Below are 11908 nucleotides of genomic sequence, written 5' to 3'. Positions count from 1 at the left end.
GAGAGGTGATAGTGAATAATCTGTACCTTGTACCCTATTCCCTTCTTCAGTCCCCAATCCCTCTTGCTATCAGTGTTTAATTTCCAAATTCAGTATGTAGCATCCCAGTTGGACTTTTTCTGCCCATAATTCATATTCCAGACGCAAATGTTCTGGCAAAGGATGTCCGTTGAGAGCTAGGCTACTAGTAAAATTTCGTAAACGAATGGGATCGTTTGGTTGCAATGATTCAGTTGGCAACCAATAACGACTAATTCCATAAACGCCCTGTTCCCAAAAGTGACGGTAACTCACTTGGGCGTTACCTTGCATAGTCATGATGACTCGGTAAGGGGAAATCTCCAGCCACAAAATCCTGGGACTGCTAGGGGCATAAGCTTTGCTCCTACTTTTAGGAGCTGTGTCGTCTGGACTTAGGACACTCTCTACTTCGCAGCTAATTAGGGGCGGTGCAGTTAACAGCAAATGGAACCGGTCAGTGTCTTTTTGATACAATGTCCCGGCAGTTTCAACAACAGACCAGATTGGTAGGTCAGTGGAAATAAGTGATAAGCACACGGGCTTGCGGTGATGGGTCAGCATGGGAGCGATAAAGGCTAATAGCTAATGAACAAAGTGAAATGAACACTCTAGCTGTCTAATAGGTCAGGGTAAGAAACTAAATAGTAAAACAGGCTTAATATTAATGAATCCGCTGATTTGTTAAGCTACATAAATCTGGATAGAAACAGGTAGAATGTCAGCTTAGACAGCAAAAACGGTAGTTTTTCTAGAAAGAGCTAATTCCTAAGTAAAGCTTGTAAATATTCTAAGGCTATAGTCTCAAAACAGTGGGAGTCGTTGTAGATGCTAAGAAACCTTTTTAAGGGAGCCTTCCCGTAAATTGGAGTAAGTTTCATACAGCAAAAAGCGATGGTATACTAGGCAGGAAGTCACCAGCAGTGATTTTGTTTGTCGCTGCTGAATTTCCGGTGTATTCAAAAGCCAGTGTATCCTAATGTAGGCTTCTGTTATAACCGTAGAAACTCACGAAAACCTTTCTCACAAGTTAATTATTCAGCAGCGCTCTTTTGGACTATGTTTATCGGGTCGCATCCGGGTGGTTGGGGAGGGGATCTTCACCATACTCTAATGTTGGGCGCTCTAGCCGAAAGTGAAACCGAAATTCAGTAACTTCTCTTAGCAGAAGAACCTCGCAGTCCTGCTAGTTGTTTTCAAGCTATAGATAGCCCAAATTTCGGAGCTTTGGGGCTGAACGAGCATCGCCTCATAAACCAACAGCGTTACCGTTACTGGTTCGGCTTAACTGTATGGGCAAAAGGTAATTGTACTTGGTATTTCCGGCAATTTTTCTTATAGACCAATACAGTTCAGTTAAGAAATTTTATCTGTTGAAGCAGGCTGTTCTTGAATTAGGGGAGAGAAAAAAGGCTTATCTCTAGTGTCTTGCATAGATGCACCGAATCAAAACTAATCAACTGGACACGATCTCAAGTGTCAGACTAAGAAATTTTTGACATTTGAAGTTTGCAAACTTGCGATGTCTCCAAACAAAGTTGTTTTTACTTAAGGGCAAATACTCGCTTTAACTCTAGCTTTGTTTTATCTATGACTTACGCAGAAATCACCAACGCGGAGCTTCTTTAAAATAAGACATCGTAGAGTGTGCGTAATATAACCCGCGATTAGTAAAAAAACTAGAGCTAGATTTCCCTCCAATAAAGCGATACACTAAGTTGCGAAAGCTAAAATTGAAACACTTGGTTCTCTGTACTCAATATTGCTTAAAGCTCAACCGAATCAATATTGACCCGATATCTGTCTGGTTAATGTTAAGAGATATTTCGTTAATAGCATCTATGACTGGTGACGCGGATCGCAAAGGATAAAACGCGTTACATTTATTTACGATGTCTTCAGTAGACCTTTATATATCTAACATCACTCTAGAAAACGAAAAATCGGATGCCATTTTTAATACAAGGCAAGAAATGGGTTCGATCTTTTATTTTCTAATACAATGCATAAAACTGTGACTTTTTGACAAAAGCCACTTAATAAGAAGAATTCTAGATTATTCTCTCGCAATAGTGATGATAGAGCGCTAAACCCATTTAAAAGGAAATTGCATGTGGATCGTCAAAATTGCTTTACGTCTTCCGTATACATTCGCGATCGCTGCCTTAATGATTGCGATCTTGGGTGTAGTAACGATATTTGGCACAGCGGTTGACATTTTTCCGGCAATCAACATTCCGGTTGTCAGCATAGTTTGGACTTATACTGGTACTACATCTGAGGAAATGGCAGAGCGAATCGTGACCATTAGCGAACGCGCCATGACAACAACAGTTGGTGATATCGAACACATTGAGTCTCAATCTTTAAGTGGTGTTAGCGTCGTCAAAGTTTTCTTCCAACCGAGCGTCAATATAGCCTCAGCCGTCGCTCAAATCACCTCTGTCAGCCAAACAATTCTCCGTCCTTTGCCACCCGGTATCACACCGCCATTCATCATTCAATACAACGCTTCTAGCGTGCCGATTATCCAGATGAGTGTCAGCAGCAAAAACTTACCGGAACAAGCACTCAACGACTATGCTACTAACTTTGTCCGCACCCAGCTAGCAACAGTGCAAGGGGCGAGTGTACCTTTGCCGTATGGTGGTAAACCTCGGCAAATTATGGTCGATCTCGATCCCCAAGCGATGTTGGCTAAAGGCGTTTCTGCCCAAGACGTGACTAACGCTGTCAGCGTTCAAAACTTGGTATTGCCCGCAGGCGATATGAAGATAGGCGCTCGTGATTTTGCCGTCCGAATTAACAATAGTCCAGATGTAGTGGCAGCCCTGAACGATTTGCCGATTAAGCAAGTCAATGGTAATATTACTTACATTCGTGATGTCGCACAGGTAAGAGATGGCTTTGCCGTACAAGCGAACATAGTCCGTGAAAATGGCAGGCGATCGAGTTTACTGAGTATTCTAAAAAGTGGGAATGCCTCAACTATTGATGTCATCGATCGCGTAAAAAAAGCTTTGCCTCGCATTCAATCCACTTTACCCCCAGGACTGAATTTAGCGTTTTTGTTCGATCAATCTGTATTTGTTAAAGCTTCGATTCAAGGCGTTCTCAAAGAAGGATTGATTGCCGGGTGTCTCACCGCGCTGATGATTTTGATTTTCCTGGGAAGTTGGCGCAGCACTGTCATCGTAGCCGCATCGATTCCCCTCTCGATGCTGGTTTCGATTATTGTGATGAGTCGCTTAGGACAAACTTTCAATATTATGACTTTGGGTGGTTTATCCTTGGCGGTCGGTATTCTCGTAGATGATGCCACAGTGGAAATTGAAAATATCCACCGAAATCTCGGACAAGGTAAACCAATCAAGCGAGCAATTTTAGATGGAGCGCAGCAAATTGCAACTCCAGCACTTGTAGCAACATTATGTATTTGTATTGTCTTTGTACCAGTTGTGTTTCTCAATGGAGTGGCAAAGTACCTGTTTGTCCCGCTAGCGATGGCGGTAGTATTTGCCATGCTTGCTTCCTATCTGCTATCTCGGACTGTAGTACCGACGATGGCAAATTATCTCCTACCACATGAAGCGGACTGGCATAGAGAAAACGAGGATCGTAATGGTCATGGCGATCGCCATAATAATATAGATTCGCCAGCCCAAAACAATAATGGTCGCGACAATCACCACAGCCATTCACCAGTGGAAATCCACGATCGTCGCGAAAATCACCACACCAATTCGCTAGTCCCAAATAATAATGGTAGCGACAACCACCAAAGCTCAGAGGCAACAACAAAAACTGCCGAATCTGCTAAGAAAGATTGGATATGGCGGCTACACGAAAAGTTTAACCGACAATTTGAGAAATTTCGCAGTTGGTACTACGATGTCCTGACCTCAGCATTAAATCACCGTCGCATAGTTTTTGTGCTGTTTGGTGCTTTTATAGTAAGTGCAGGAGTTTTGTTGCCCTTTGTCGGTCAAGACTTTTTCCCTGAAGTCGATGGTGGTCAGTTTAGCCTCCATGTTCGAGCCTTACCTGGTACTCGTTTGGAAGAGACAGAAAAAATTGTCAGCCAAGTCGAAGGCGTTATCCGCCAGACTGTACCAAAGGAAAATCTCTCGAAAATTCTGGATAACATCGGCTTACCCAACAGTGGTATTAACCTTACCTATGGCTACAACGGTGCCACAATTGGGCCGGCTGATGCTGATATTCTGGTGTCTCTAAAAGAATCTGGTTCAACTTTTTCTTATGTCAAACAACTCCGCCAGAAATTGAAAGCGACATTTCCCAACTACACCTTCTTTTTTGAGCCGGCTGATATTGTTACTCAAATTCTGAATTTCGGTTTGCCTGCTGCTGTTGACGTGCAAATATCTGGCCCTCTACAAAACTCAAAGGCCAACTTTGAAATTGCCAAACAAATCGAAGCGCGGATGAAGCGCATTCCTGGTGCTGTAGATGTACACATGCAGCAAGTTGTCGATGCTCCAGAGTTACGTCTTGATGTAGATCGCACCGAGGCTCAACAACTGGGCATGACTCAGCGTGATGTTGCCAATAGCGTTCTCACTTCTTTAAGTTCAAGCGGTCAAGCCGCAATTAACCAATGGCTCGATCCCAAAAAAGGCGTGAGTTATACCCTTGCAGTACAAGTTCCCCAGTACAAAATTGACTCTATTGACAGCCTGAAAAATACCCCAGTTGGCAACGGTCAAACTGCACCCCAACTTTTAGGTAACTTGGCTAGTGTCAAACGCGACACAGTAATGCAAGTTGTCAATCACTACAACATTCAGCCAGTTTTTGATATCTACGCTAACTCCTCTGGTCGTGACCTTGGGGGAGTTGCCCACGATGTGAATCGCATCATCGCTGATTATCAGAAAAAATTGCCTCACGGTAGTCAGATTAATATCCGAGGGCAAGTACAAACGATGAACTCTTCGTTCCTGGGACTTGGTTTCGGACTTGTGTTTGCAATTGTGCTGGTTTACTGCTTAATGGTGGTGAACTTCCAATCTTGGCTCGATCCCCTGATTATTATGATGGCACTACCAAGTGCCTTGGCTGGTATTGTCTGGATGCTGTTTGTCACCCGCACCACCTTTAGCGTTCCTTCGTTAATGGGTGCAATTATGAGTATAGGTGTGGCGACATCAAACAGTATTCTACTGATTACTTTTGCTAATGACCAGCGTCAGGAAGGGCAAAATGCCTATAAAGCAGCGCAAGCGGCAGGTCACACGCGGTTACGTCCTGTGTTGATGACTGCCTTAGCCATGCTCATTGGTATGGTGCCAATGTCTCTCGGTTTTGGTGAAGGTGGCGAGCAGAATGCACCCTTGGGTCGCGCTGTAATTGGCGGCTTGTCAGCTGCAACAGTTGCTACTCTCATCTTTGTACCTGTGGTATATAGCATATTACGGCGTCAACAACCTCGTCCTATTGATGAGGATGATGATGATTTAACTTTCTCAGATCCACAGACTGCATACTCCTTATCATCATCTCAAGGTAAGTCATGAGCAATTTCATTGTTCAAAATTGCCAAAGCCAATGAAGGTAATGACTCTAGCTGCCGAATTCATGCAAATTATACTAATACCAATTCAATTAATGATTGCAACACATCCTTGGGTAAAGTAAAGACGCGATGAATCGCGTCTCTACAAATGGTCGGTCTATTTGTCGCATTCTTTTTTCAAATTGGTATAATTTTCTAAAATTTGGCAACAGATTCAAACCTTCAAACCCAGACTGAATCTGATTTTCTTAATTACAAATTACGAATTACGAATTACGAATTAGTATTACCTATGGATTCTCAGCCTCCTCCATCTCCTGATTCTCAACAACAAACGATTTCTAGAAAACAAAGGCGCGGCATCGGTCGAATTGGTTGGGCTGTACTTGGTGCTGTTTTTTTTGGTAGCCTACTGCTCATAGGTATTCTGCCCCGGTTAAGCCAAAGGTCAGAATTACAAGCAGCAGTCAAGGAAGCAAGTACGGTACCCTCAGTCAACGTTATTACTCCCCGTCGCGCTGCTGCTACTACCAATTTAGAACTACCAGGCAGTGTTGTAGCCCTTAACCAAACGACCATCTACGCTCGCAGTACTGGGTATTTGCGGCGGTGGTACGCAGACATTGGCGATCGCGTGCGGGCTGGTCAATTGTTAGCAGAGATTGATTCACCAGACATAGATCAGCAAGTTTTGCAAGCGAAGGCAGAGTTAGCACAAGCACAAGCTAACGTGCTTCAAAGTCGTGCTAGTTTAGCTAAAGGTGTTTCTGATTTGAAGCAAGCCCGCGCTAATCTATTGATAGCACGTCAGACTTGGCTGCGCTGGAGCGTTCTTGTCAAGCAAGGTGCAGTTCCTCAACAAGATGCAGATACAAGATATGCCACATATCAGGCTAATCTTGCCAACGTTGAGGCAGCACAAAACACTGTTAATTCTGACTCTGCCAATATCAAAGCAGCACAAGCTAATGTCTACGCAAGTCAAGCAAACTTCCAGCGTAATACTGTGTTGCAGTCTTATAAGAAAATTACTGCTCCTTTCTCAGGAGTAATTACTGCACGTAACGTAAATACAGGTGTTTTAATTTCAGCAGGTAGTGGCAACACCAATACCAGCAACACTGGCAATACCAGTCTTTATACTATTGCTGCTTATGACAAGCTAAATGTGAATGTGAATGTTCCCCAAAGTTTATCACCGTCACTTCAGACTGCTCAAACAGCACAAATTACAGTCACAGAGTTGCCACAACGAGTTTTTACGGGGAAAGTAGTGCGTACTAGCAACGCTATAGATCCAAATACTCGCACTTTGCTGACACAATTAGAAGTGCAGAATTCCGATGCTACGCTGCGACCTGGGATGTATGCCACTGTTAAATTTGCCATTAACCGCGCTAATACTCCCTTTGTTGTGCCAGATAGTGCCTTAGTTATTAACGCCGGAGGTACGCAGGTAGCAACTCTAACCAAAGACCAAACAGTGCATTATCAAAAAGTTGCTGTTGGGCGAGATTATGGTACTGAAGTAGAAATTACATCAGGACTAACAGGAAATGAATCGCTCATTGCCACTCCTACGGTTGATGAGACAGAGGGTTTGCGCGTGCAGCCAGTTGCACAAACAAAGTAGGCTCAATATTGTCAATTTCCTGCGCTTTTCATCTAAGTAAACTGCGTTAGGGACTTGCAAAAAATAAATTATCCCAAATTATTTATAGATTTGTAGGGGCGCAAGGCCTTGCGCCCCTACGACGGGATATTTTTTTAACTGGAAGTCCCTTAAGTAGAACACTTTAACGCAGCACTTATCATACAAATAGATCGGCGTAAATATTTGTCGTTAGTCAATAGCTTTGGGAGCATCTCAATGAGTGTAAAAACACGCCTGCCCTGGCGAATGGAATTCGCACGCCAGTTGCTCATGGGGGAAACCCCCAAGACCGCACTGGCTTGGCTATACAAACAAAACCCACCTCCGTGGGTTTCAAATTCTTCGAGTCCGCGTAGGCGGACTTCGTTTGTGTAGCCGCGATTTCTAATCGCTCGGTATATTTGCAAAGGTGAGATGTTCCCAATAGCTTTCGACTATTCAGCATTGAGGATTTTTGGTACTTTGAAGAATTCGCCTTCTTGTTCCGGCGCACTGTTGAGAATACTTTCCCGGTCAGGATAGGGTTGCAATTCATCCTTTCGTGTGATATTGCTGACATCAATTGCCCGTGTTGTTGGGGGCACATTAGTGACATCAAGTTCATCCAACTGTTGAATATAATCCAGAATACTTCCTAACTGAGTAGTGAATTGTTCCTCTTCTTCTGGAGTCAATTCTAAACGAGCAAGATTAGCTACTTTATGAACTTGTTCTTGGTCAATCATATTTTTTTAGTTAGGAGTTAAGAGAGTTAGGAGTAGAGACGCGATTAATCGCGTCTCTACAGGAGTTAGGAATGAATGATTCATAATTCCTAACTCATCACTTTTAGAAGAATACGTCAATTTGCGATCGCCCGGTGGTTTTCAGCCAGTTTTGAGCTTCGATGTAGTTATTGGGAGCCATGCGAATAGCTCGAATCCAATAGTCTGCTGCTTGGTCAAACAGGGCTTCACCAGCCTCGTTATCTCCAGCTTCTTTCTCCTTTTCGCCTTGGTAGTGATAAATCACGGCAATGTTGTTCAAGGCTTGGGGCATACGTGGGTTTAACTCAATTGCCTGGTGATACAGTTCTAAAGCTTTGTTGTGGTCGCCGTTGCTGGCATGGATTAGCCCCATATTGTAGAGAATATAGCCGCGATCGTTGGTATCATCCTCTAGTGTTAGAGCTTCTTCATAGTATTCCAATGCTTCAGCATATTCCCCTTCTGCTTGGGCTGACATGCCATCTCGATAATAAACAAACGCTTCTTTAGCTTTTTTGTTAGTTGGCAGGATCTTCAAGATGATATCCGCCATAACTGTAAAGGATTTGTCAATAAAATTATCGTTTTTTTGTGTTCTTGGCATATTTGTCTCTGGGTATTAGGGACTGGGGACTGGGGACTGGGCATTGGGGAGGCAGTGCGGTGAGGCAGCCCCCGTCTTGGCGGTTTCCGTCGTTAGCGGTAGTGGTAGCGAGGAACGAGCGTCTGGGGGACTGCCGAACCCGAAGGGTCTTGGGGTCTCCCCAAGTGGATCAACTGCCGTCATTGGGCATTGGGGAAGAAGCAAGCTATCAGGGATCAAGGGAGAAGAGTTTTCCCCTCTGCCCCCCGCACCCTGCCTCTCTGCTTCCTTTACTTCCCCTGCTCCCTCTGCTCTCTCTGCTCCCTCATCTCCCAAATCCCCTAGTAGACTCAATAGTTAATTTAACTGATTTGCGGGGGCATTCTTCTCACTGAGGGGTATGATACATTCCGGACTATTATGCCGAGAGTTATTTACCAAGGTGCTAACTGGATAGGCAGTCATTGCTGGCGCTGAATAGGGACGCAATAACTCCTGTAAGGTTTGGGGCGTTTGCACTTGGGAATCTAGCCATAAATCGTAATCTTCTGGCTCTAGAATCACTGGCATCCGCTCGTGGATAGGTTGGAGTAATTCGTTAGCTGCCGTTGTCAAAATTGTACAAGAGATTATTTCTTCGTTAGCAGGCGAACGCCATTTTTCCCACAAACCTGCAAAGCCGAAGGGTTGCCCATCTTGAAGGCGAAAATAAAACGGTTGCTTTTTGCCTTGTTGGCGTTGCCATTCATAAAAGCCATCAGCTAGCACTAAACAGCGTCGATGCTTGAAAGCCGAGCGAAAAGAGGGTTTTTCGGCAACAGTTTCTGCCCTAGCGTTAATCAGCTTTGCCCCCATTCCGGCATCTTTCGCCCATGACGGAATTAAGCCCCAATATAACTGCTTAAATTCACGCTTTTCGCTTTCGGGATTTTGTAACACTGTTGCCACCATTTGCGTAGGCGCAATGTTATATTCCGCAGGTAAATCCGGAACCGGCTCAACATGGAAAACTTGAGCTAAACTTGCTGCCGACTGGTTTAGAGTAAATCTTCCACACATACTTTTATTCTCCACCCTTGGCTAAATTAAACAACTCAATCTAGAAAGAAATCATATTTTTTTTATTTTTTGAGATAATTTTATCTATTAGTCAGAAGCTAAATATAAAAACAATTATCCGGTTTTAGGAAAATCTTTTGGTAAGATATTGTATTTTGAACGTTCAACTCTCAACATATTACTAACTGTATTTTAGCATGGAACTACTGCGATTGTACGATTTTTTACCTTCTGGTAATGGTTATAAGATACGTCTTTTATTGACACAATTGGGTATGCCTTTTGAAAGGATAGAGCTTAACATCTTGAAAGGCGAGACTCGAACACCAGAATTTTTAAGCAAAAATCCCAACGGTAAGATACCCGTTCTGGAAATTAAACCAGGGAAATACTTGGCAGAATCAAATGCCATATTGGTGTATTTGAGTGAATGCACAGAATTTTTACCCTATGACCGATTTTTACGAGCGCAGGTGCTGCAATGGTTATGTTTTGAACAGTACAGCCATGAACCTTTTATTGCTACATTAAGATTTTGGATTTCTATTTTAGGTAAAACTGAAGAATATGGTGAAGCTATCAAGCAAAAACGCGAACCAGGTTATACAGCGCTTAACTTGATGGAAAAACACTTAACTTCTCACACTTTTTTTGTGGGAGAGCGTTACACGATTGCTGATATCGCCTTGTTCGCTTACACTCATGTAGCTGATGAAGGTGGGTTTGATTTGACACAATTTCCTGCTATCCAAGCTTGGATAGAAAGAGTCAAAGCTCAACCAAGGTATATCAGCATTACACAAGCTTAAAAATTAGATTTTGCGAGTTCCTGTCTTTAGTTTCTTGGTTCTAGTAAAGTATGTACTGGGTGAAACATTACCGCACATTTATTTAGGAGGTGGGCAGAGTCTTAGGAGAAAGTGTGGACTAAGCAGTAACTAGATATCTGTATCAATTTCTATTAGCTTTTGCCGCGAGGACAAACCCGACTTAATTCTGATACAAGATTTGGTTACATCAAATTTCTCTGCTAGTAGTTTAATTAGCTCTTCATTCGCTTTACCATCAACTGGGGGCGATTTTAAATACACAGTCAGGCTGCCATCAGCTTGTTCTTCAATCTTTTGCTGTTTTGAATTAGGTTTAACCTTGACTTTTTTTTGCATAACTGATTCCGTGTAATTGTCGCAACCACAGCCAACCTAAAAGACTACCCAATAGATAATGAGGAAAATCCCACCAAACAAAGGTAGTACCAAGTAATAATTTACCTATCAAGGTGGCGCGAATCTCTTCTAATAGCGGCGGATGCCAAAGTTGCAAGAACTCTAGTATACAGGTGACGACAAAAACCCATATAGGAATTTGGATTACCGCTGCTCGACTTCTAAAAAACCAAAATGCGAATAGACACCAAAATATTTCGTAAAATACAGCTGCTCCGTAGTCATTAAACCACTGATGGGCAGGGCCAGTGTAGTACTTAAACAAAAAGCCCATCGGTACAACGATGAGCACAGAAATAATAATAAATATTGTTTGATTACGGTTTCGCTGCATTTTCTCAAGGCTAAATACTAAGCAAAATTTTAGCCTCTACACCGCTATTTGACCGCTATTTGAAAATCTTGTTTTTAGTTTTAATATCTATTGGCTCTGTCGCTTGTAGAGGCGGCGGAGCCTCTCAACGGGCATTCCCAGTCAGAGACTGGGAACGAGGTACTTCTGAATTCTGTTGTGATTAAGAATTGGTTATGGATATCTTCTGCTACCAGCGCCCACTACACCGATTTTGTGGCGATAGGAGAGTTCGGCACCAAACCAGCCGGAAACGCTAGTTAGCGTACCGACAACGAGCGAGATTAACAGTCCCCAAGGTACTATTCGGGATTCAGCGTCGCCCCAACGCAGGAGAAAGTTGATAAGTGATAAAGCTAGGATAGCAACATTAAGTATTAAATGCGCCCAACCGGCGGTGCGCTTGCGAACTCGTTCAATTTTCATAAAGTCGCTGAGGCCGATCGCTGCTGCAAGGACGCCTCCACCTAATCCGAGTCCGATTAACCATAGCGAAGCCCTAGCCCAAAAGAAATCACTAGTTAACCAGTAACCGACATCACTTCCCAAGGCGGCGGCTAAAAAGGCGATGGGAAAAATCACACTCAGGGGATGTAGAGGATGTCCTGCGATCGCAACTGTGCTAGGTACGCCGCTATCAACATACTCACTGTCGTTACTTTCAATAACTGGTGGAATATTGGGAAAAGGTGTTGAACCTGTTTGCGTTGTGTCTGTAGTTTCCATTATTAGTA

At 43.3% G+C, this 11908-nt stretch carries 11 protein-coding genes; 3 read left to right on the top strand and 8 right to left on the bottom strand.

Annotation, left to right across the window (positions count from 1 at the left end; genetic code table 11):
* Positions 1-69: 69 nt before the first annotated feature.
* Positions 70-582, bottom strand: a complete 513-nt coding sequence (locus V7L01_RS13890; RefSeq protein WP_335035622.1) for a hypothetical protein — start codon at positions 580-582, stop codon at positions 70-72.
* Between the two features lie 1547 nt (positions 583-2129).
* Here V7L01_RS13890 and V7L01_RS13885 point away from each other — a divergent pair.
* Together V7L01_RS13885 and V7L01_RS13880 are read left to right on the top strand one after the other, a co-directional pair.
* Positions 2130-5555, top strand: a complete 3426-nt coding sequence (locus V7L01_RS13885; RefSeq protein ID WP_335035620.1) for an efflux RND transporter permease subunit — start codon at positions 2130-2132, stop codon at positions 5553-5555.
* A 291-nt stretch (positions 5556-5846) separates the two neighbouring features.
* On the top strand, positions 5847-7187 hold the full coding sequence (locus tag V7L01_RS13880) for an efflux RND transporter periplasmic adaptor subunit (protein ID WP_335035618.1): 1341 nt from the start codon (positions 5847-5849) through the stop codon (positions 7185-7187).
* Positions 7188-7642: 455 nt separating this feature from the next.
* Here V7L01_RS13880 and gatC read toward each other — a convergent pair whose 3' ends face one another.
* The 4 genes from gatC to V7L01_RS13860 form a co-directional block, all read right to left on the bottom strand.
* Positions 7643-7933, bottom strand: a complete 291-nt coding sequence (gene gatC / locus V7L01_RS13875) for an Asp-tRNA(Asn)/Glu-tRNA(Gln) amidotransferase subunit GatC (RefSeq protein WP_335035616.1) — start codon at positions 7931-7933, stop codon at positions 7643-7645.
* 103 nt (positions 7934-8036) lie between these two features.
* Positions 8037-8558 (bottom strand): photosystem I assembly protein Ycf3, encoded by a 522-nt coding sequence (locus V7L01_RS13870; protein WP_335035614.1) that lies wholly within the window; start codon positions 8556-8558, stop codon positions 8037-8039.
* Between the two features lie 15 nt (positions 8559-8573).
* On the bottom strand, positions 8574-8891 hold the full coding sequence (locus V7L01_RS13865; protein WP_335035612.1) for a hypothetical protein: 318 nt from the start codon (positions 8889-8891) through the stop codon (positions 8574-8576).
* Positions 8892-8894: 3 nt separating this feature from the next.
* Positions 8895-9596 (bottom strand): SOS response-associated peptidase, encoded by a 702-nt coding sequence (locus V7L01_RS13860; protein WP_335035610.1) that lies wholly within the window; start codon positions 9594-9596, stop codon positions 8895-8897.
* Positions 9597-9793: 197 nt separating this feature from the next.
* On the opposite strand from V7L01_RS13860, the gene V7L01_RS13855 reads away from it, so the two are divergent.
* Positions 9794-10405 carry a glutathione S-transferase family protein gene (locus tag V7L01_RS13855; RefSeq protein WP_335035608.1) on the top strand — a complete coding sequence of 204 codons (612 nt, stop codon included), beginning with the start codon at positions 9794-9796 and terminating at the stop codon, positions 10403-10405.
* A 129-nt stretch (positions 10406-10534) separates the two neighbouring features.
* Here V7L01_RS13855 and V7L01_RS13850 read toward each other — a convergent pair whose 3' ends face one another.
* From V7L01_RS13850 to V7L01_RS13840, 3 genes are all read right to left on the bottom strand, one after another.
* Positions 10535-10762 (bottom strand): DUF167 domain-containing protein, encoded by a 228-nt coding sequence (locus V7L01_RS13850; protein ID WP_335035606.1) that lies wholly within the window; start codon positions 10760-10762, stop codon positions 10535-10537.
* The gene (locus V7L01_RS13845; RefSeq protein ID WP_335035605.1) at positions 10740-11156 is read right to left on the bottom strand and encodes a ribosomal maturation YjgA family protein; all 417 of its coding nucleotides are present in this window, start codon (positions 11154-11156) and stop codon (positions 10740-10742) included. Before V7L01_RS13845 ends, V7L01_RS13850 begins: the two co-directional genes overlap by 23 nt.
* 192 nt (positions 11157-11348) lie before the next feature.
* Positions 11349-11900: a DUF2231 domain-containing protein gene (locus tag V7L01_RS13840; protein WP_335035603.1), complete on the bottom strand. Its 552-nt coding sequence runs from the start codon at positions 11898-11900 to the stop codon at positions 11349-11351.
* Positions 11901-11908 lie beyond the last annotated feature (8 nt).

The organism is Nostoc sp. (genome assembly GCF_036917095.1).
Lineage (GTDB): Bacteria > Cyanobacteriota > Cyanobacteriia > Cyanobacteriales > Nostocaceae > Nostoc.
This window is presented reverse-complemented; position numbering and strand designations above follow the sequence as displayed.

Bases quoted from the DNA above. Each gene is read 5' to 3' on its own strand.
- V7L01_RS13880 (WP_335035618.1), top strand. From the start codon at position 5,847: ATGGATTCTCAGCCTCCTCCATCTCCTGATTCTCAACAACAAACGATT.
- gatC (WP_335035616.1), bottom strand. From the start codon at position 7,933: ATGATTGACCAAGAACAAGTTCATAAAGTAGCTAATCTTGCTCGTTTA.
- V7L01_RS13855 (WP_335035608.1), top strand. From the start codon at position 9,794: ATGGAACTACTGCGATTGTACGATTTTTTACCTTCTGGTAATGGTTAT.
- V7L01_RS13890 (WP_335035622.1), bottom strand. From the start codon at position 582: ATGCTGACCCATCACCGCAAGCCCGTGTGCTTATCACTTATTTCCACT.
- V7L01_RS13840 (WP_335035603.1), bottom strand. From the start codon at position 11,900: ATGGAAACTACAGACACAACGCAAACAGGTTCAACACCTTTTCCCAAT.
- V7L01_RS13870 (WP_335035614.1), bottom strand. From the start codon at position 8,558: ATGCCAAGAACACAAAAAAACGATAATTTTATTGACAAATCCTTTACA.
- V7L01_RS13885 (WP_335035620.1), top strand. From the start codon at position 2,130: ATGTGGATCGTCAAAATTGCTTTACGTCTTCCGTATACATTCGCGATC.
- V7L01_RS13860 (WP_335035610.1), bottom strand. From the start codon at position 9,596: ATGTGTGGAAGATTTACTCTAAACCAGTCGGCAGCAAGTTTAGCTCAA.
- V7L01_RS13845 (WP_335035605.1), bottom strand. From the start codon at position 11,156: ATGCAGCGAAACCGTAATCAAACAATATTTATTATTATTTCTGTGCTC.
- V7L01_RS13850 (WP_335035606.1), bottom strand. From the start codon at position 10,762: ATGCAAAAAAAAGTCAAGGTTAAACCTAATTCAAAACAGCAAAAGATT.